This window comes from Phytohabitans sp. LJ34 (assembly GCF_052068095.1).
Classification (GTDB): Bacteria; Actinomycetota; Actinomycetes; order Mycobacteriales; family Micromonosporaceae; genus Phytohabitans.
This window is the reverse complement of record NZ_JBQHDG010000012.1, coordinates 57271-78204: the sequence shown is the minus strand read 5'-3', so window position 1 is coordinate 78204 and position 20934 is coordinate 57271. Positions and strand designations below refer to the sequence as shown.

The window sequence follows — 20934 nt, the reverse complement described above, 5'->3', positions numbered from 1 at the left end:
AACCCCCTTCGCCATGGCACTCGCGGCGTGCCCCTCTCATTGGCAGTCGGAGCCGCGGCCGACATCTCGACATTAAACGCGATCTGGACAAGTCCGTCTCACCCGGGAGGGGTGACTCGCGCCCCGCCAGCAGGGGATGGCGCGCGGTGGTGCGCGCAGCTCGACAGCCTTCCCGACAGACCAGCCGCAGCCGGCCCGGATCCTTCACGCAAACCAAGGGCCACAAACGGACGGGCGTGGGGCTTGCGGCGCGGGCCTGGCAGCGGAGGCCGGGGGTCTCGGCGAGCCCTGGCGAGCCGCCGGCCGCAGCGGTCTCCGGCGGGAGCAGCGGCCCGCGGCTGACGCGAACCCGGGAAACCTGGCTCTGGATCTACTCTCCGGTGATGCGGCGGCGGCCCGGCGGGGGCGATCGGCGACGAGGGCCGGGGTCGTGGGTCAGGCGGGGGCGACGCCGAGGCGGCGGGCGATGTCTTCGCGTAGCGACTGCTTGTAGATCTTGCCGATCGCCGTACGGGGCAGCGCGTCCACGATCTCGATGCGTTCTGGCCACTTGTAGCGGGCCAGCCCGAACGACTCCAGGTAGTCGCGGAGGTCTTCCAGCGCCGGCGCGGGCATGCCGGGCGTGCACACCAGGTAGGCGCAGGCGCGCTCGCCGAGCCGCTCGTCGGGCATGGCGACCAGCGCGGCGTCGGTGATCGCCGGGTGGTCGAGCAGGATGCGCTCCACCTCCTCGGCGTTGACCTTCTCGCCGCCGCGGTTGATGAGGTCCTTGACCCGGCCCTCGATGGAGTACGCGGTCAGTCCGTCCAGCTGGTGGCCGCGCACGAGGTCGCCGCTGCGGTAGAAGCCGTCGGGCGTGAAAGCCCGCAGGTTGCCCTGGGCCGAGTCGAGATAGCCGGGCACGGTGTAGGGGCCGCGGGCGCACAGCTCGCCCACCTCGCCGGGCGGGGTCGGCCGCAGCGTGCCCGGCTCCAGCACGCAGACTTCGTCCAGGGGGCTGATCGGCACGCCGACGGTGGTGGCGCGGAGCTCGCGCGAGGCGTCGGGTGGGGTGAAGAGAAACAGGCCCTCGGTCATCCCGAACGCCTGGGTGACCCGCACGCCGCGCGCCTCGATCGCGTCGAACAGGTCGCGCGACACCTTGGCCGCGGTCAGCACGCAGGTACGGACGCTGGCGAACGCGCCGTCGAAGCGCGTGTGCCGGAGGTAGTCGTTCATCAGGCCCGGCGGGCTCATGAACCAGGTGGCCCGCTCGTCGTCCATCAGCGCCAGCAGGTCGTCGGCGACCGGCGTGGCGAGCAGCAGCGCGGCGCCCACCGCATGGGCGGCGTGCATGGCGTTGGTGAGGCCGGCGTTGTGCACCAGGGGCAGGCCGAACCCGAGCCGGTCGTCGGCGGTGAGGCGCCACCAGCGGGCGGTGGCGACGGCGTTGTACCAGTACTCCGGGTGCAGTCGCGGTATCACCTTGGGCACACCGGTGGTACCGCCGGAAAGCTGGAACACGGCCGGCGCGTCGAGGTCGGCCGCCGCGTCGATCGCCGCCAGCTGTCCCGTGTCGGCCGGTGTGAGCGGGCGGTCGGCCAGGTCTTCGATCCGCACCGCTTCCGCGGTGGCCTCCTTGGCCCCGATCGTCGCGAGCAGCCGGATGGTCGGCACCAGGCGGCGGATCTCGCCGGCGAACGCGACGAGGTCGAAGCCGCGCAGGTCGGCCTGCACGAGGTGGGCGGAGGCGCGGGTTTGCCGGGCGATCTCCTCGATCTCGTGACGGCGGTGGATCGCGAGTGTGCAGACCGGGATCAGGCCGGCCTTGAGCAGGCCGTACCAGGTGGCGACCGCGAGCGCGCTGTTGGTGATCTGGAGGATCACCGTCTCGCCCGGCCGCAGACCCGCCTCGCACAGGCCGGCCGCGATCGCGTCGGACCGCTGGTCGAGCTCGGCGTACGTGAGACGGGCGCTGGGCGTGACCACGGCGGTGCGGCCGGGGTGGGTGCGCGCCACCTCACGCAGCTCCGCCGGGATCGTGCGCGGCCGCCACAGGCCCTCGGCGCGGTAGCGCTCGGCGGTGGCGCGCGGGTAGGGCACGGTGTTCCAGCGCTGGCGCGTGACGTGCCGTTCGTGCTCTATGGTCATCGCTCCTCCTGGGTCCTACACGGGGACGGCGACTAGCAGGCCGGTGGAGCCGGAGACCGCGTGCGTCCCGGCGAGGCGGAAGCCGGCGCGTTCGAACACCGCGGCGAACTCGCGTTCGGTGCGTTCGCGGCCGGGGTGCAGGGCGAGCATGATGATGTCGCGCAGCTTGCCGTCGTGCGGGCGGTCGTCTTCGGGGATGACGGCGTCGACGACGAACAACCGTCCACTGTGGAGGATCACCCGGCGCACGTTGGCGAGCACGGTGACCGCCTGCTCGTCGGTCCAGTCGTGGAGGATCATCGACAGCAGGTACGCGTCGGCGCCGGCCGGCACGGCCTCGAAGAAGTCGCCGCCGGCGACGGTGGCGCGGTCGGCGACACCGGCGCGCTCCAAGACCGCGGCGGCGTGCTCCACGACCGCCGGCTGATCGAAGACCACGGCCGTCAGCCCCGGGTAGGACCGCAGCAGTGCGGCCACCAGGTCGCCGGTGCCGCCGCCGACGTCGCAGATCCGGTGTACGCCGGAGAAGTCGTAAGCGGCGAGCGCCCGCGCGTGCAGCTCGCGCGAAAGGTCGCCCATCGCGTCGCGGAAGACGGCCGCCTGCTCCGGCCGCTCGTCCAGGTGTGCCCACCAGCCGCGGCCGTGGATCTGCTCGAACGGCGGCCGTTCGTCGCGCACGGAGCGCACCAGCTCGGTGATCGCCGCCTGCCGTTCCGGCAGGCCCCACAGCCGGGCCCACGCGTGCAGCGAGCCCGGCGTGTCGGTGCGGAGGGTGTCGAGCACCGGGGTCGGACCGTAGACGCCGGGCGCCGGCTGGGCGACCACGCCGGCGCCGGCCAGCGCCCGGAGGATGCGGTGCAGGGCGTCCGGCCGGGCGTCGGCCTTGGCGGCCAACGCCTCGACCGGCTGGGGCCCGTCGGCGAGCAGGTCGGCGATGCCGAGCTCGGCGACGGCGACCACCATCTGGGTGACCAGCGGCGCGTGCAGGATCGCCATCATCCGGGCGTGCGGGCTGGGCTCAGGCACGGTGGTCGCTCCCCTGTCTACTTGGTGTCGGCGGTCAGCTCGTCGGCCAGATACTCGGCGACCGCCGCGACGGTCGGCCTGTTCCAGAGCAGCGTCGACGGCACCGGAGTGCGGAACCGCCGCTCCAGCCGCAGCTGGATCGCCACCGTCATCAGCGAGTCGGCGCCCAGCTCGGCCAGCGGCCGGTGCACGTCGAGGTCGCCGGGCGCGATCCGTACCTCGGCGGCGGCCACCTCGCGGACCGTTGCCAGCACGTGCTCGCGCAGCTCCGGGCCGGATAGCCCGGTCCACTCCTGCTCGTCCGCGGGCTGCTCCTCCTCCGGGCCCAGGTCGACGAGGACCTCCTTGCGCACCGCGCCGAAGCGGACACCGGTGAACCGGGCGGCCAGCTCGCCGTCGAGGGTCAGCACGTCGACGTCGACCTCGACGTCGTCGCCGGTGCTGCTGACGAGGCGTACCGCGACCAGCGCCCGCGGCGGCGGGGGCAGGAGCAGCGCCGCCTCGGTGAGCCAGCCGGGCATCCGCAGCAGCGGATCGCCGGGAAAGATGACCGGCGCGACCGACAGCGCGGCGTCGGTGAGCGACGCCCAGGTCTCCGCCGAGCGGCCGCCCTCGGGGTCGGCGACGACCGTGGCGAGCATGCCGGACGCGTGCCGCCGCACCGCCTCGACCTCCCATGGCCAGCCGATCCCGACCACGCCGATCGCGGCCAGCCGGTCCCAGACACACGAGGGGTCGAGCTCCTCGGGATGCTCGGCGCGCAACGCCTCGAGGTCGACCCGTGGCGTGGCCGGTGCCGGGTCGGCGATCTCGGCGTGGGCGTGGGTCAGCCAGGACTGGTCGTCCTGCTGGGTGGTGAGCCGCGAGCTGAGCCGGACCGTGCCTTCCTGGCGGACGACCTGGATCTCGTGCGGCACCAGCACGCCGATCGGCACGCGCAGTGTGACCTCGCGCAGCGGCGCGCTCTCGGCCGCCTGGAACAGCGTGTTGAGCGTCGCCGCCGCCGGGATCACCTCCGTGCCCATCACGGCGTGCCCGCCGGGGTAGGGGCGGTTGGTGTCGTCGAGGAAGGTGCGCCACATCGTGACCGGAGTGGTGCCCTGCACGGCGGTGCGCGCGCCCAGCAGCGTGTGGCTTTCCGCGTCGTGCTCGAGGTTCGCCGACGCCGGCCGCGCCGTGTTGATCCAATATGGACGGTGCTGCCACACTCTTGTCGGCAGGTCGGCCAGGCCGCCGTCGGGTTGCAGCGTCGCCCAGTCGACCGGCACGCCGGCGCAGTGCAGCGCGCCGAGGTTTTCCAGCAGCGTCCGCCGTTGCGGCCGCTCCCGGCGCAGCGTGTGCGCGACCACGCCGTTCTCCGCGCCGACGGCGGCGAGCGTGTCGACGATCGAGTGCTGCACGATCGGGTGCGCCGACACCTCCAGGAAGACCCGGTGGCCGTCTTCGGCGGCGGCACGGATCGCGTGCTGGAAGCGCACCGGGTTGCGCAGGTTGGTGACCCAGTAGCCGGCGTCGCGGGGTGCCGTCGAGCGCGCGTCGGTCAGCGCGGTGTTGTAGACCGGTACGGTGGCCGGCTGGCAGGCCAGGTCGGCGAGGCCGGCCCGCAGGTCGTCGACGAGCTCGTCCATCTGCGGGCTGTGGAACGCGACGTCGGAGTTGACCCGGCGGACGACGAGGCCCTCGGCGCGCCACCGATCGGCGATCTCGGACACCAGCGCGACCGGTCCACTGATCACCGTGGAGGTGGGCGCCGCCGCGACCGCCGCGGCGACCTCGGGCACGTCCGCGAGCCGGGCGACCGCGTCGTCGAACGGCAGGTTGACCATCGCCATCCCACCGCGCCCGGCGACCCGGCGCAGCAGCAAGGACCGGCGGCAGACGAGCATCGCCGCCGCCGGCACGTCGAGCATGCCCGCCGCGACGGCGGCCGCGATCTCACCGATCGAGTGGCCGACGATCGCCGCCGGCCGCAGCCCGTACCCCCGCCAGATCCGGGCAAGCGCGACCTGCACCGCGAACGTCATCGCCTGTACCCGGTCGACCTGGGTGAAGTCGTCTTCGAGCAGCGCCTGCCGCGGGTCGAAGCCAAGCTCGGCGCGGAACACCGGGCCCAGTTCGTCCATGGTCGCGGCCATCGCCGGCTCGCTGTCGAGGAGCTCGCGCCCCATGCCGACCCACTGCGCGCCGTGCCCGGAGAACACCCAGACCGCGGCGGCGGCGGGGGCACCGCGGACGACCGCACCGGTCGCGACGCCCGCGGTGGCGGTGCCGGCGGCGAGCTTGCGCAGGCCGTCGACGAGCTCGTCGCGGTCGGCGGCGACGACCGCCGCCCGGGCGTTGAGCGGCTGCCGGCGGTGGGCGAGGGTGTGGCCGACGTCGGCCAGGCCGGCGCCTGACCGGTCGACCCAGTCGGCGAGCGCGCCGGCGTTGGCGGCGACGCCGTCGAGGGTCGCGCTGGACAGCGGGTACACGCGCTCGGTGCCCACCGTGCCCGGTGTCGCGGCCGGCCGGGCCGGGGGCTCCTCGACGATGACGTGGGCGATCGTGCCGCCGTAGCCGTAGTTGCCGGTGCCGGCGCGGCGCGGCCCGTCGCGGTCGGGCCACGGCGTCATCTCGCGTACCACCGACAGGCCGGTCCGGTCCCACTCGATGTCGGTGTTGGGCTCGGTCGCGGTGAGCGTCTTCGGGATCTGGCCGTGCCGCATGGACAGCATCAGCTTGACGAGCCCGGCGACGCCGGACGCGGCCTCCAGGTGGCCGATGTTGGTCTTGACCGCACCGACCAGGAGCGGCGCGTCCGCCGGGCGGCCGGTGCCGAGCACCGCGGAAAGCGCGTTGATCTCGATGCCGTCGCCGAGCTCGGTGCCGGTGCCGTGCGCCTCGACGTAGTCCAGCGTGGACGGTGCCACGCCGGCTGCCCGGCACGCCCGGCGGACCAGCTCCTCCTGCGCCTCCTGGCTCGGCGCCATGATGCCGTTGGTGCGGCCGTCCTGGCAGACCGCGCTGCCCCGGATCAGCCCGTGCACGTGATCGCCGTCGCGGCGGGCGTCGGAGAGTCGCTTGAGGACGAGCACGCCGCACCCCTCGCCGCGGCCGTATCCGTCGGCGGACGCGTCGAACGCCTTGGACCGCCCGTCGGGAGCGAGCGCGCCGGCGGCTTCCAGCACCAGCAGGTACGCCGGGCTGGCGACGAGCATCACGCCGCCGGCCAGGGCCAGGCCGGTCTCGCCGAGCCGGAGCGCCTGGCACGCCTGGTGTACCGCCACCAGCGAGGCGGAGCAGGCGGTGTCGACGGCGACGCTGGGGCCGCGCAGATCGAGCACATAGGACACCCGGTTGGCCACCCCGCACATCGAGGAGCCGATGCCCATCCACGCCTCCAGGCGCGGCAGGTCTTCCAGCAGCCGGCGGCCGTAGTCGTCGGTGCAGACGCCCATGAACACGCCGGTGTCGCCGCCGGCGAGCGAGTCGGGCCGGATGCCGGCGTGCTCCAGCGCCTCCCACGCGACCTCGAGCGTGATGCGCTGCTGGGGGTCGATCAGCTCGGCCTCGCGCGGTGAGACGCCGAAGAACTCCGCGTCGAAGCCCGCCACGTCGTCCAGGTAGCTGCCGTACTTGATGGCGCGGCGGATGGCGGCGGCGTGTGCCGGGCTGATCGCCGCGTAGCCGTCCCACCGTTCCCACGGCGCCTCGCGGAGTGCGTCGCGCCCGTCGACCATGAAGTCCCAGAATTGCTGCGGTGAGGTGATGCCGCCGGGAAAGCGCAGTCCCATCCCGACGATCGCGATCGGTTCCTCACGATCGATTTCGACAGAAGTCATGCAGCCACTCGCCCCTCTCGGGTCCAGCCGAATCGAGTGGTCCCGGGAAATCGACAGTCAGAATTGATTCCCGGGACCACATCTCATCGTCACAGCCCCTGAAAGCCGTGCCATCTTCGAGAATGCGGGGCCGACTTTCGCACTCCTACCGCAATAGATAGGCGTGGATAATCGTCAGCTCGGTCTTGTTACCCAACGTGTCGGTCGCACTGGCGCGCAACGACACGAATCCGGTGGCCGCTGGATGGCTGACGGTAGCGGTGAAGCCGGTCGCGGTCTTCACCACGGGAGCCGCGTGCCAGGTCACGCCGTCGTCGTACGAGGCGTCGACCGTCACGCCGCCCCATTCGCCCATGACGGCGCCCTGCTGTGGCTGAAGGTAGAGCGGTATTTTGAAACGCTTTCCGGCCGGCGCCCTGTTGAGCTCGTCGAGCGCGGGCGCGAACCGCAGCGCCGCCATCGGCAATGCGACCTCATTGGCCGGGCCGCCCGCCACATGGCCGGAACGGAACGTCCAGGCGCCGCGCACCTCGGTGGAAAATGGCGAGGTGCTCCGGGTGGACCGGGTTTCCAGTCGATAGGTGGCGGTCGCCGGCGGCACCGTGAAGATGCCAAACTCGGAGTCCTGGGAAATGAGCGGCTGCCCGTTGCGGAACATCCGCATCTCCTCGGCGATCGTCCGGGAGAAGCCGAAGTGGTCGGGGTTTTGGTCGGAGAAATGCGGGATCTCGAAGTTCATCTGGTCGCCGAAGCGGCCGCACCACACCACCGGCAGCTGCGGGCTGGTGGCGAACGCCGGCCCGAACGGTCCGAGGTTCCACTTCTCGGTGCGGACGCTGCCGGCGGCACCGGCGGCCCGGGGCAGGTCGGCGATCTGCCAGTTGAGGTTGTTGTCGGCGTCCAGCTCGTACACGTCTTCGAAGAAGGCGGCACCGGGCGAGGTCAGCTCGACGACGGTCGCCGGCGGCTGCACGTAGGCCGAGTAGAGCTTGCGGTCGATCGCGCCGGGCACCTGCGCCGCGATGACGTTGCGCACCTTGGCCAGCTCGCGGTCGCGGAAGACGCGGTGCAGGTCGGCCGGCACCGCGCCGGCGGCACTCCACAGTAGATGGTACTGGTACGGCGAACCGAGGAAGCCGCCGTTACCGTCCGGCCGGCCGAGGTGTGCGGCCACGCTGAACGTGAACTGGCCCTCGGCCGTGGTGCGCGACGGGCGTACCCGGATCTCCTGCTGCGGTCCGTGCACAGTGGACCCTCTGGCGCCCGCACCGGTCGTGCGGCTGGGCGTCACGCCGAGCGTGCCGGTCGCACCCGCCCGGTCGAGCCCGAACGTGAGGGGCTTGGCCTCCCGGCTGTCGAACGTGAGTGCCAGGTCGCCGCTCACCGCGACGTCAGGCTCGGCGAAGAAGTCGAACGGCACCACGTCGGTGACGCTGTCGCCGCTGACCCCGGCCTCCAGGTAGTAATGCCCGGCGGGCACCGTGACCGTGGCGGTGCCGGACTCGTCGTACCCGCTGTACTCCTGGCCGGTGGCGACGTCGAACAGGCTGACGAAATAGTTGGGCGTCGGGTTGCCCCGCCGGTCGAGGAAGCTCAGCGTGACCGAGAAGCCGTCCGCCACCGCCTGCTGCCGGGCGGCGGGTGCGGCGGGCAGCCGGGCCGTACGCGCGTCGGTGACGCCCGCGCGGGACAGCGCGGAGACGGCGAAGAGGCGCCGGTCGACCCGGCCCGACGCGACCGCCCCGGTCTTGTCGGCCGGCACGACGTACAGCTCGCCGCCCGTGCGGTACTGGCGGAACGGCATGCCCGCGCGGCCGGCGGCCGGCGTGATGGCCACGACGCGGTCGCGGTCGAGCGCCACCTTGTCGCCGGTGACAAGCGTTACGGTCCCGGCTCGGACGGCCACCGGTGCGGGCCCGGCGGGTGCGGGTGCCGCGGACGCGGGTGACCCGGACGCGGGGCCGAGCAGGGCGAGGGCGAACGCCACGGCGAGGCCCGATTTCAGTCGCTTCATCGGCCCGCGCTCCGGTGCGGCTCGTTGTGGACCGGTGCGGGACTGACCGGCTCCGGCCGGCCCGCCGGCTCCTTGGCGTAGTCGAGCTCGAGCGCCGACTTCGGCGCGCCGAACAGGCGGCGCAGGCGCAGCGCGGGCCGCTCGACCAGGTACCAGCTGGCCACGGTGAAGAGGGCGGTGCCGGCGAAGACATAGAGGACGAAGGCCCAGAACTCACCGAACGGCAGCGTGGAGCGGACGTCGTTGAGGCCCAGCGGCTCGCTGCCGAAGATGGTGCCGTACTGGAAGTAGTAGTACATGACCGGCACGTTCCAGAGATAGACGCCGTAGGACAGGCGCCCGATGTACCGGATCGGCGGGTTGGTCAGCACCACGTCCATGAACCGCGACCGCACCTCGGGCACGGTCAGCGGCACGACCGCGAAGACCCCGAACGCGAAGAACAGGACGTACTCGATCATGTGTTGGGTCAGCGCGGGCCAGGTGCCGACGACGACCTGCGGCGCGAACGGCTTGGGGATGTACAGCAGCAGCGCGGCGAGCGCACCGAGCCACCACGCCAGCGGGTGCCGGGCGACCGCGCGGTGGAAGGCCGGCACCACGCCGGTCACGTCGCGGTACGCGGAGATGGTCGCGAGCACCATGCCGGCGGCGAAGAAGCCGGCGTAGCCGAGGGGCCAGAAGACCCAGTAGTAGCTGTGCGCGGCCTGCGACGGCAGGTAGCAGAAGAACGTCCACGCGACGCCCACGAGCACCATGACGGAGAACGGCACGATGATGCGCCGGGCGCGGGTGGCCGGATCGGTCGCCTTGCGGGCGTTGCGGTGGATCAGCCAGGCCAGGATCGGCAGGGCGACGTAGTAGGACATCTCGACCGGGACGGTCCAGGTGTGCTCCATGCCCGGCCACCACTGCGCCATGTCTGGCGTGGCCCAGTAGTGCAGCAGCACGAACGGCTTGATGACCTCCCACGCACCGTCCACAGCGGACCGGTTGAGGGTGAACAAGACGACGAGCGTCAGCACGAAGAAGGCCGGCAGCAGGCGCAGCGCGCGGCCGACGACGAACGGCCCGGCCGCTGGCCGCGGCGTGCCCGCGATGATGGCCCGCGCGAACGGCCGGTAGAGCAGCAGGCCGGAGAGCAGGAAGAAGGGTGGGAGGAAGATCCGGAACGCGGGCACGAGGCTGCCGAAGATCGGCACGCCGTCGTGTCCGGGAAGCTCGCTGATTCCGGACTGGTACCCAATGTGGTAGATGACCACAAAAATCGCGCAGATACCGCGAAGGCCGTCGTACCGCGCGTACCGCTTCTTTTGTCGTGTACCAATATCGGCGTCGGAGTGCGTCGCCTCGGTTGCTGTCATCACACGCTCCCCTCACGGGACGGTGGGTGGCAGGCAGTATCTTTCAGGCGATCATCACCGGCTTCATCTTCGAGATTGCTGGATTCCGGTGGCTTGCGTTCCTATGTGGAACCCGTCCGGTCGCGGTAGCGCAACGTCAGAGGTGCCTGGTCCGGTCGCCCGGTGGAAGCCTGTCGGGCAGGCCGCCGTCGCACGTGTGCGCCGGCGCTGCCCCCCGCACACGGTCGAGACGGGACTGGGACGATGACCGAAACCGAGCTACTCAGTGCCTACGCGAGCGCCCCGACGGCACAGCTGCGTGCCGCCTTCCACGACCTCGTCGACGCGCTCTGGGCGGACGGCGCGGCCCGGCCCGGCGCCGCCGCGGCCGTGCCGGCGGTGATCCGTGCCGTCGACGACGCCGGCGGCGACCGGCGCGGATACCTGCTGGTGCTGCTCGGCCTGCTCGCCGAGTCCGAGCACCCCGAGACCGGCGGCCCGCTGGGCACGGCGGTCGCCGCCGGGCTCGACCGCTACCTCACGCTGCTACGCGCCGCCACCGAGCCGGACGCGCCGCTCACCCTCGCCCTGCTCTACCTTGTCGCGCACTTCCCGGCCGACCGGGCCCGGATCCTCGACGCCACCCGCCACCTCGCGCTCGGCGCGCCCGACCGCACCCGGCTGGAACGAGCCCTCGACACCCTCGACGAGGCCGACCCGGACATCGGACGGGCCTGGCCCTCGCCGGCGGAGTGGGACATCAGCGAGGCGGAGCGCGACTTCGACCGCCGGTGGATCAGCACGCTGGCCCCCGCGCAGGTCCGCAAGACCTGGGACGGCGACACCCGCTCGGTGCTGGCGACGATGGGCGCCAAGGCGCTGTGGGCGCAGGACAACGGCCGGCCGGTGGCGGTCGCCGATCCCAGCCCGCACAACTCCACGGTCGAGACCGACCCGCGTGACCTCGATCCGGCCGCGTTCGCCCGCCACGCGAGCACCCTCAAGTGCCCGGTGTGCCGCGGGCCGCTCGCGTTCGAGACGCGGCGCGCGACGTGCCGGGACTGCGCCGCGGCGTACGGCATCACGCACGGCGTCCTCGACTTGTCCCGGCGGATCCGGGCGGGCGCCGGAAAGAGCGACGCCGCGGACGACGCCGCGGACGACGTGCTCCAGAACGCGGCCGTGCTGAGTGGCATCGGCTTCCACTACGAGCAGGGCATGCGCCCCAACTTCCTGCGCATCATGGGCCGCAACTGGTCCGGCGAGGTCAAGCCGACCGACGAGGACGAGTACATCGCCGCCCACCTGCGGCACCGCGGCGGCACCGTGCTCGACCTGGCCGCGGCCGCCGGGCGCTGGACGTCCGTGGTCTGCGAGGCCGTCGGCACCGAGCGCGTGCTCGCCCTCGACCTCAACGAGGCGATGCTCTACGACCTGCGCAGCCGGCTGACCGAGGTGCCGGCGGTCCGCGGCGACGCGCTCGACCTGCCGTTCCCCGACGCCAGCCTCGACGCGGTCAACTTCTGGAACGCGCTCCAGGCCGTGCCCGACGCCGGCAAGGCCCTCGCCGAGATCGGCCGGTGCCTGCGCGCCGGCGGGGTGCTCACGCTGATGACGTTCCGCTGGGACGACTCGCCGGTCTACCGCTACTTCCAGCGGTCCCACCATTTCCCGGCCCGCCCCGACGGCTTCGTGCTCTTCGAGGTCGACGAGATCAAGCGCTGGCTCGACGACGCCGGCTTGGAGATCACCGACGAGTCCTACCCGGGCACCTTCGTCTTCATCACCGCCGAACGCCGGTCGTGAGACCGGCCGCCTGAGCGCCCGGTCCGGAGACCGGCCGCCTGACAACAGAAGGGGAGAGATGGAGAACACCACGGCCGCGCCGGTCGACATCGCGGCGATGTACGACGAGTCGACGCCCATGTCGAACGCGTTCAACGACGGTCAGGTCCACCTCGCTTACTGGTACGACGAGGCCGACGAGGCGTCGATGCGGGAGGCGTCGCAGCGGATCACCCGCCGGGTCGGCGACTCGCTCGGCCTGCGGCCGGGCCAGCGGGTGCTCGACATCGGCTGCGGTCTCGGCACGCCCGCGCTGGAGCTGGCCCGCGACTACGGCGTCACGGTGACCGGCATCAACATCAGCACGGTGCAGGTCGCCGAGGCCACCAAGCGCGCGGCCGACGCGGGCCTCACCGAAGTGGTCACGTTCCGGCACGGCGACTGGAACAAGCTCGACGTCCCCGACGGGTCGTTCGACGCGGTCGTCGCCATGGAGACCCTGCTCTACGCCGACGACCTCGACACCGTGCTGCGCGGGCTGCTCCGCGTGCTGCGGCCCGGCGGGCGGCTGTCGCTGACCGAGACCACCCGCTGGAAGATGACCCCGGAGGACGCGGCGTCGTTCGCCGCCACGTTCAACGCGCGGTTCCTCTTCTCCCCCGCCGAGTGGGTCGACGCGCTGACCGCCGCCGGCTTCGAGTTCCACGAGTACCTGGAATGCGGTCCCCGGGTGTTCGGCAAGGGACCGAAGTACGTGGCCGAGGCGGAAGCCCAGCGGGCCAAGCTGACGGAAATGTTCGGCGACGGCGCGGTCGACGAGCTGAAGAACGCCCTCGGTTACTACTTCGACGCCGGCGCGGGAACTGTCGGCTATGCCGTCATCACCGCCGGCAAGCCGCGCTGATGAGGAGAGACGCATGAGCGACCCGGGGTTTCCTCCGGTCCCCGAGCCGGACCTGCGCCCGGCCGACCTGATCGCCCGCGCCGAGGCGATGGTGCCCCGGCTGCTCGCGCGAGCGTCCGAAGTGGAACGCGAGACGTTCTACGCCGAGGACGTACACGAGATGTTTCGCGCCGCCGGCTTCTACCGCATCACGGTTCCGCGGCGGTATGGCGGGTACGAGTTCGACTTCGAGACGTTCCTGAGCGTCGTGATGATCCTCGCCCGCGGCTGCCCGTCGACCGCCTGGATGTTCTGCCTGGGCGCGGCCCACTCGCTGGTCTCCGCGATGCTCTTCGAGGAGAAGGCACAGGACGAACTGTTCCGCGACGGCGACTTCATCGCCCCCGCCGTGATCGCTCCCGGCGGCACGGCGACCCGCTCCCCCGACGGCGGTTGGATCATCGACGGCACCTGGCGATACTGCTCCGGCATCCCTTACGCGACACACTTCATCGGCCACGCGATGGTCACCGGCGAGGACGGCGCACCACCACACCCGCTGCTCTTCGTGGCCCCGCGCGGCACGTGGACCCGCCTCGACGACTGGGGCCAGCAGCTGGGGCTCAAGGGCAGCGGTTCGCACAGCGTCCGCTTCGACAAGGCCGAGATCCCCGACCACTTCGGACTCGAACACACCCACATGGGCGAGATCTCGGTAACCTCCGGCACGCCAGGCCGCGCGCTGCACGCCCATCCGCAGTACGGCGGCGCCCCGATGAGCTCGATGTGCCTGGAGGGCGCGACGCTCGGGGTGGGCATCGCGCAGGGCGCGCTCGAGGCCTACGGCGACGTCATCACCAGCCGCAAGACCTCGGCGCCGCCGATCACCCTCCGCGTGGACGACACCGACTACCAGCGCTGGTACGGCCAAGCGGCGGCCTTGATCTCCGCGGCCGAGGCCATCACCCGCAGCGCGATCCGCCAGTGGCACGACCTGACCACCCGCGACCCGGCCGCCTTCACCCTGGAGGAGGACCTGCGCATAGCGATGATCTGCCGCGAGGCGGCGGAGCTGGCGTGGCGCGGCGTCGAGGCGGTCATCCAGCCCACGGCCGGCACGAGCTCGGTGGCCGCCAACGAGCGCCTCGAACGCGTCTGGCGCGACCTCTCCACCTGCCACAGCCACTCCGGCTTCGCGGTGCTCCTGACGACCGCCCTCCCCCGCCTCTACACCCAAGTCCACTTCGGACGACTCTAGAACCCCCGGCTCCGCGGAAGCCGGCATCGGACGCGGTGACAGCGGAAACATGGTTTCCGCTGTCACCGCGCATCTGTCGTCGGGCTCCACGCGTCGCTTCGAGGCATATTTGCCCGTGTCCGCGTCAGCGGCGGACCGTATGCGCGGGGTCCCCGGGGAAACGTGGAGCGCGGCGGAGCGTTTTCTTGGGGTGCTTTCCCGCGGGCACCGCTCCCGGCCGGCGGCTCGCAGCGCTCGCCGAAACCCCCGACCGTCCACCGCCAGCTCCGCGAAACAAGCCCCGAAGGCGGTCTTCGCGAGCCCTACCTCCCGCCATCCTGACGCAGCGTAGCCACCCAAAGAGCCAGATTCGCTCACACCGCCGCAGCGGTTACCCGCCGCGACGAAACACCTGTTGCTTTCCCGGATCGCCGATCCGGGACCAGGCATTGTGGACGAACCTGGTGACCGTGACCAGCGGCGGACGGGTGGGGTCAGAGACCTTTCGGGGTCAGGGTCGCCGTTCGTCGTGCGTTGTTTCAAGGCAGATTTGCCCGCGTCCGGGTCAGTGGCGGACCGTATGCTCCCGCGGGCACCGTTCCCGGCCGGCGGCTCGCAGCGCTCGCCGAACCCCCCGGCCGTCCACTGCCAGGTCCGCGAGACAAGCCCCGAAGGCGGTCTTCGCGGCCCCTACCTCCGCCATCCTGACGCAGCGTCACCAGCCAAGGGCGAGACTTCCAGATCTAGGAGACTTAGGGTTGAAATAGCGCCCTAGCTCTCCTAGATCTGGAATCTCGCGCCGCTCGCACCGTCGTGGCGGTTACCCGCGGCGACGACAACCCCGTTGCTTTCTCGGATCGCTGATCCGGGAACGGGCATTGTGGACAAACGTCGACCACCGCCCGGCGCGAGCCCGTCACCACGCCCCCTTTTCCTGCCGGCCGGTTGCGTGCAGGGGTGATCGCGACCAACGGCGGACGGGTGAGGCCGCGGGAGCAGCGGCGGCGACCAGACGCGGACGTGGGCAAACATGCAAGCTCCCCCCAAGCGGCCACCACCGCTTGAGGGGAGCCGCGAGACGGCCTAGCGGGCCACCGCGGGCGAGGGATACGTGACGATCTCGTCGCCCTTGGGGGTGTGGCGGCGCTTGGCGCGGCGCTCGATGTACCAGTGGGCGACCAGGAGATTGACGACCCAGCCGAGCCAGTTGGCGAGCTCGACGATCACGCTGACGGCGAGCGGCATCGTGGGCCAGATCGTGAACAGGCCGACCAGGATGCGGCCCCAGGTGGTGCCCAGCGCCAGCGCGAAGCTGTAGGCCATCCACCGCTGGTGCTCGGCGTAGCGGCCCTTGCGGGCCATGACCAGCCCGGTGATGGTGGTGGCGATCCAGGCGACGCCCATCGTCACGATGCCGATGCTGCCCTGGTGGTCGGCACGGAGCGGGATCAGCACGAAAACGCCGAGCGCGGCCGATGGTAGGGCGCCCGCGAAGATGTAGACGCGGCCGCTGAACCGGTGGACGCGCGGGTGGTTGCGGCGCAGCCAGCCCCACAGCTGCAACAGCACGGTGATCATCGCGATGTTGCCGGTGACCACGTGGGCGACGAGGAGTCCAAAGTGGATCTGGACGTCCTGGTCGAGGATGCTGCGGCTGTTGGTCGAGTCGGTGCTGAAGTAGCGGGGGAAGGCGTACAGGAAGTTGAAGACGACGACACCGGCCAGGACGACGAGCCACAGGTAGGGCTGGCGCCAGATCGATGGCGGCGAGGGGCGTGGCGGTGGGGCCACTGTGGATGCTTCGGTCGCCTCGATCACGGGTGACCGGGCCACCCCAAGGCTGGCTTTCTCCGCGTTTTGCGTCATGGAGGTCCCTCGGTCGTAGGTCGGCAGCGGGGTTGGCGGGATGCCGTGACTGCGCGGGATCTCCGGCGCTCCCCGACCGGACCGGGGAGCGCCGGAGCGCCTGCCACCCGCGAATCGCCTACGACTCTGGCACCTGCGCAAACGGCGGTCATCTCCGAGGATGCGCTGTCGACGACCGCCTTGCGCGGGTGGTCAGCTCGGCGAGATCGTGCCGTTGTTGAGGCGGAAGAGGTTGTTGGGGTCGTACTTGCGCTTGAGCTCCACCAGGCGCGCGTAGGTGGCGTCCGGGTAGGCCTCGTGGATGCGCTCGGGGCCGTCGTCGTAGAGGAAGTTGACGTACGTGCCGCCGTCGGGCTCGTGGAGCACCTTGGCGAACTCGTCGACCCAGGCGCGGTGCTCGTCGGCCTCGTCGGGCTTTTCGAACACGACCGCCGCGGTGAACATGATCTTGCGGTCGCGGTGGGCGAACGCGGTGGCGTCGGCCGGCACCCGGGCCATCGCGCCGCCGAGCGCGCGGAGCTGGGCGACCGGCATCGAGGCCGACGACGTGCGCAGGGTGTCGAGGATCTTGCCGGCGATCTCGATGTCGAAGTGGTCGACGAAATTGGTGCGGCTGAACGTCAGCGGGTGGTAGTCGGGATCCTCGGGCTGGTAGATCCCGCCGTACGGCATCGGCTGGACCATGTCGACCAGCACGCCCAGCTCGCGGATCGGTGCGAGGACGCGCTCGCCCTCTTCCGGGTCGCCCGCGTACACGATGATGGCGAAGACCACCAGCTGGCCGACCGCCTCTTCGGGGACGCCCGGCATCGGCGGCGCGGGCATGACGTTGATGATGCTCGACAGCTCGTCGGGCGCCTCGAGCGAGATGCGCATGTACTCGGTGATCAGCTCGGGCGTGGCCGGCATGATCAGCAGGCCGCCCAGCACCGTCGGCTCGGAGTGCAGCTTGTACTGGAACCGCGTGACCACGCCGAAGTTTCCACCGCCGCCACGGATGCCCCAGAAGAGGTCGGGGTGGTTGTCGGCGTCGACGGTGCGCTGCTGGCCGTCGGCCGTCACGACCTCGGCGGCGAGCAGGTTGTCGATGGTCAGCCCGTACTTGCGGACCAGGTAGCCGATGCCGCCGCCGATGGTCAGGCCGCCGAGACCGACGGACGCGGTGTCACCGAAGCCGGTGACAAGGCCGTGCTCGCCGGCGGCGTTGGTGTAGTCGCCGGCCTCCAGACCGGGCTCGGCCCACGCCGTGCGGCCCTCCACGTCGATTTCCAGCGCGGTCATCTTCGAGAGATCGAGGACGATCGCGTCGTCCCAGACGCCGTAGAGGCTGTGGCCGCCGCTGCGGACCGCCAGCGGCAGGCCCGAGTCGGCGGCGACGGATACCACGTGCGCGACGTCGGCGGCGTTCGCCGCCCTGACGATCACCGCGGGCCGCCGGTCGATGCCGCCCTGGAAAATGGTGCGGGCCTTGTCGTAGCCCTCGTCGGCCGGCGTGATCACCTCGCCGGTCACGCCCGCACGTAGCCGCGCGGTCACGTCGGCCGACGACACGATCTCGTCCTGCATTGGAAGTCCCTCCTGGGTTTGGCGGTACGACCCGAAGGCCGCGTACCCTATCGCTCCGTAGTCGTAGCCGCCGGGCGGTTTTCGACATCGCCAGGCACGAAGCCCCCAAGTTTTCGTCCGCACCCATCCGGATTAGGCTCTCCGTAGTGGAAGCCAACCTCCACGCTCAGGTCGAAGACCTGCTGCGCCAGCTGGCGCCGCAGGTTCTCGGCGCGCTCTACCGCCGGTACGGCCAGTTCGAGGCGTGCGAAGACGCCGTCCAGGAGGCCGTGGTCGACGCCGCGATCCGGTGGCCTGAGCAGGGGCTGCCGGAAAACCCGCGGGGCTGGCTACGCACCGTCGCCAGCCGACGCCTGGCCGACCAGTGGCGCAGCGACCAGGCCCGGCGCACCCGCGAGGTGACCGTCGCGGTGATGGCACGGGCCGACGAGGCGGTGGCGGCACCCGCCGACGACCTGCCCTACCAGCCCGACGACACCTTGATGCTGCTCTTCATGTGCTGCCATCCGGCGCTGTCGCCGCCGTCGCAGGTCGCGCTCACCCTGCGCGCCGTCGGGGGCCTGACCACGGCGCAGATCGCGGCCGCGTTCATGGTGCCGGAGTCGACCATGGTGCAGCGGATCAGCCGGGCCAAGCAGCGGATCCGGGCGACCGGCACGCGGTTTGACATGCCTCCGCCGGACGAGCGCCGGGAGCGGCTCCGGGTGGTGCTGCACGTGCTGTACCTGATCTTCAACGAGGGCTACACCGCCACGTCCGGTCCCGACCTACAGCGCAGCGAGCTGACCCGCGAGGCGATCCGGCTGACCCGCGAGGTGCACCGCCTGCTCCCCGACGACGGTGAGGTCGCCGGCCTGCTCGCGCTCATGCTGCTGACCGACGCCCGGCGCGACGCGCGCTCCCGGCCCGACGGCACGCTGGTGCCGATCGCCGAGCAGGACCGCCGCCTCTGGCACGCGGAGTCGATCCGGGAGGGCATCGATCTCGTCACCCGGAGCCTGCGGGACGGGCCGGTCGAGTCCTACCAGATCCAGGCGGCGATCGCGGCGCTGCACGCCGAGGCGCCCACCGCGGGTGACACCGACTGGCCGCAGATCGTCGCCCTCTACGAGCTGCTGGAAAAGCTCGACCCCAACCCGATGGTCACGCTCAACCGTGCGGTGGCGGCCGCGATGGCCAAGGGCCCCGAGGTGGGCCTGCTCATGCTCGACGGGCTCGACGACCGCATCGCCAACCACCGGCTCGACGCCGTGCGGGCACACCTGCTGGAGATGGCCGGCGACCGGGCCGGGGCGCGCGCCTGCTACCTGCGCGCGGCCCAGCGCACCACCAGCCTCCCTGAGCGCCGCTACCTGGAGGGGCGCGCCGCCCGGCTCAGCGAGGAGGGCTGACCGCCTTCGGGTCCAGCTTCAGGTGTACGACCTCGTCAGAGTGCTCCACGCGGGTCACCGGCAACTCCCGCGGGCCGCCGGAGACGCGGTCGAAGAGGCGTTGGCCGTCGCCCATCAACACCGGCACCACGTGCAGCGTGACCTCGTCGAGCAGGCCCGCGCGCAGGCACTGCCGGAGCACGCTCGCACCGCCCAGCACCGACACGTCCCGGCCGCCGGCGGCGATCAGCGCCTGGGACACCGCGGCCGCCACGCCGCCGGTCACGAACTCGAAGCGCGTGCCGCCCGACCGGCGCAGCACCGGACGCGACTCGTGGGTGACGACGAAGACCGGCAGGTGGAACGGCGGCTCGTCGCCCCACGGCTTCTCCCCGTGGTCGTACATCCGGCGGCCGATCACGTGCGCGCCCACCGTCGCGAAGCCCTCCTCGAGGATCTCCGCGTCGCGGCTCGCCTCACCGCCGTCGAGACCCACCCGGGCCCGCCACGTGGACAGGTTGTAGATCCACCGGTGCAGCCGCTCCCCGTCGTGGCCGAGCGGCACCGCCGGGCTGTCGTCCGGCCCGGTGACGAAGCCGTCGAGCGACACCGAGATGTCGGCGGTCACCCTCGCCATCGCGGGTCCTCCTCCCCCAGGTGAACGGGAAGCCGCGCCGGCCCGTTCATCGCGAACATGCCCTGCGGTGCCAGGTCGCCGGCGGGCACCGCCAGGCGGAGCGTGGGAAAGCGGCGGAACAGGGCGGCCAGCCCGATCTCCACCTCCAGCCAGGCGAGCGCGGAGCCCAGGCAGCGGTAGATCCCGTGGCCGAACGACAGGTGTCGCTTGTCGGTCCGCCCCACGTCGAACCGGTCCGCGCCGGCACCGTGCACCGCCGGGTCGCGCCCCATGCCGGCGAAGTTCATCAGGATCGGCTCGCCCTTCCCGATGCGTACCCCCGCGACCTCGACGTCTTCGGTCGCGAACCGGAACGGGAGGTGGGCGACCGGCGCGTCGACCCGCAGCGTCTCCTCGATAACGCTGGACCAGGTTGCCTGCCCCGTCCGGACCGCGGCCAGTTGGTCGGGTGCGGTCAGCAACGCGCGGGTCGCGTTGACCAGCAGGTGCATCGCCGGCTCGGTCCCGGTGTTGAGAAGCAGCAGCAGCGTGCTGACGATCTCGTCCTCGTCCAGCCGGGTGCCGCCGTCGCGGGCGGCGATCAGGTCGCTGGTCAGGTCGTCGCCGGGCGCCCGCCGCTTGCGGGCGATCAGCTCGCGCATCTGGTCACGAAGCCGGGCGAACGCGGCCGCCGCCTCCTCGGGCGTGATCCTCTTGCTGGCCGTGGCGTACGCGCCGCCACCGCCGCCGAGCACGCCGACCCGCTCCGCCGCGGGGACGCCGATCAACTCGCCGATCACGTTTGCCGCCAGCGGATGGCCGTACTCCGCCTTGAGGTCGACGACGTCGGTGGGCGCGTGCTTGGCCAGGTCGTCGAGCAGATCGGCGACCAGCGCCTCGATCGCCGGCCGCAGCGTCTGCACCCGGCGCGGCGTGAACGCGGTGAGGATGAGCCGGCGCAGGCGGGCGTGCTCCTCGCCGTACGAGCTGGTCAGGTTCTCCATCCGGGCCCACGCGATCAGCGGGAACTCCGGGCCGATCTCGCCGCGCGCGTAGGCGGTCCAGTGCCGGCGCGGGTCCTTGGAGAAGCGCTCGTCGGCGAGGATCTGCCGGCCGGCCTCGTAACCGGTCACCGACCAGGCGAGCACGCCGCCGGGTAGCACGATCCGGGCGACCGGCCCGTGCGCCCGGATCCGGGCCGCCTCGCCGTGGATGTCGGCGCCGCTCAGGTCAAGGGCGACGGGGGGTTCGTGGTCCATGGCAACAACCCCTAGCTC

At 71.8% G+C, this 20934-nt stretch carries 13 protein-coding genes; 4 read left to right on the top strand and 9 right to left on the bottom strand.

Features of this window, described 5'->3' with window-relative positions; all coding sequences use genetic code 11:
- Positions 1-435: 435 nt before the first annotated feature.
- The 5 genes from ACTMTJ_RS21870 to ACTMTJ_RS21850 all read right to left on the bottom strand — a co-directional run bounded on the left by ACTMTJ_RS21870 (position 436) and on the right by ACTMTJ_RS21850 (position 10355).
- Positions 436-2130, bottom strand: a complete 1695-nt coding sequence (locus ACTMTJ_RS21870) for an AMP-binding protein (RefSeq protein ID WP_441219399.1) — start codon at positions 2128-2130, stop codon at positions 436-438.
- Between the two features lie 15 nt (positions 2131-2145).
- Complete coding sequence (locus ACTMTJ_RS21865) at positions 2146-3156, bottom strand: methyltransferase (RefSeq protein WP_441219397.1); 1011 nt, start codon at positions 3154-3156, stop codon at positions 2146-2148.
- A gap of 17 nt (positions 3157-3173) precedes the next feature.
- Entirely contained in the window at positions 3174-6977 is a 3804-nt protein-coding gene (locus ACTMTJ_RS21860; protein ID WP_441219396.1) for a type I polyketide synthase, read from the bottom strand.
- 145 nt (positions 6978-7122) lie between these two features.
- Complete coding sequence (locus ACTMTJ_RS21855; protein WP_441219394.1) at positions 7123-8991, bottom strand: hypothetical protein; 1869 nt, start codon at positions 8989-8991, stop codon at positions 7123-7125.
- Positions 8988-10355, bottom strand: a complete 1368-nt coding sequence (locus tag ACTMTJ_RS21850) for an acyltransferase family protein (protein ID WP_441219393.1) — start codon at positions 10353-10355, stop codon at positions 8988-8990. Before ACTMTJ_RS21850 ends, ACTMTJ_RS21855 begins: the two co-directional genes overlap by 4 nt.
- Before the next feature lie 243 nt (positions 10356-10598).
- On the opposite strand from ACTMTJ_RS21850, the gene ACTMTJ_RS21845 reads away from it, so the two are divergent.
- Genes ACTMTJ_RS21845 through ACTMTJ_RS21835 form a run of 3 tightly spaced genes read left to right on the top strand, consistent with a single transcriptional unit; the run spans position 10599 to position 14260 of the window.
- Positions 10599-12140, top strand: coding sequence for a methyltransferase domain-containing protein (locus ACTMTJ_RS21845; protein ID WP_441219391.1), 1542 nt, complete (start codon positions 10599-10601; stop codon positions 12138-12140).
- Between the two features lie 58 nt (positions 12141-12198).
- Positions 12199-13023 carry a methyltransferase domain-containing protein gene (locus ACTMTJ_RS21840; RefSeq protein ID WP_441219389.1) on the top strand — a complete coding sequence of 275 codons (825 nt, stop codon included), beginning with the start codon at positions 12199-12201 and terminating at the stop codon, positions 13021-13023.
- Positions 13024-13036: 13 nt separating this feature from the next.
- Complete coding sequence (locus tag ACTMTJ_RS21835) at positions 13037-14260, top strand: acyl-CoA dehydrogenase family protein (RefSeq protein ID WP_441219387.1); 1224 nt, start codon at positions 13037-13039, stop codon at positions 14258-14260.
- A 1062-nt stretch (positions 14261-15322) separates the two neighbouring features.
- Here ACTMTJ_RS21835 and ACTMTJ_RS21830 read toward each other — a convergent pair.
- A complete protein-coding gene (locus tag ACTMTJ_RS21830; protein WP_441219385.1) occupies positions 15323-16105 on the bottom strand; it encodes a DUF2306 domain-containing protein in 783 nt (260 codons plus the stop codon).
- A 192-nt stretch (positions 16106-16297) separates the two neighbouring features.
- On the bottom strand, positions 16298-17671 hold the full coding sequence (locus ACTMTJ_RS21825; protein ID WP_441219384.1) for an FAD-binding oxidoreductase: 1374 nt from the start codon (positions 17669-17671) through the stop codon (positions 16298-16300).
- Between the two features lie 146 nt (positions 17672-17817).
- Between ACTMTJ_RS21825 and ACTMTJ_RS21820 the strand changes: the two genes are divergently transcribed.
- Positions 17818-19062: an RNA polymerase sigma factor gene (locus tag ACTMTJ_RS21820; protein WP_441219382.1), complete on the top strand. Its 1245-nt coding sequence runs from the start codon at positions 17818-17820 to the stop codon at positions 19060-19062.
- Here ACTMTJ_RS21820 and ACTMTJ_RS21815 read toward each other — a convergent pair.
- Together ACTMTJ_RS21815 and ACTMTJ_RS21810 are read right to left on the bottom strand one after the other, a co-directional pair.
- The gene (locus tag ACTMTJ_RS21815; protein ID WP_441219380.1) at positions 19046-19678 is read right to left on the bottom strand and encodes a dihydrofolate reductase family protein; all 633 of its coding nucleotides are present in this window, start codon (positions 19676-19678) and stop codon (positions 19046-19048) included. The genes ACTMTJ_RS21820 and ACTMTJ_RS21815 overlap by 17 nt on opposite strands.
- Positions 19666-20916 carry a cytochrome P450 family protein gene (locus ACTMTJ_RS21810; protein ID WP_441219378.1) on the bottom strand — a complete coding sequence of 417 codons (1251 nt, stop codon included), beginning with the start codon at positions 20914-20916 and terminating at the stop codon, positions 19666-19668. The genes ACTMTJ_RS21815 and ACTMTJ_RS21810 overlap by 13 nt, the downstream gene beginning before the upstream one ends.
- Positions 20917-20934 lie beyond the last annotated feature (18 nt).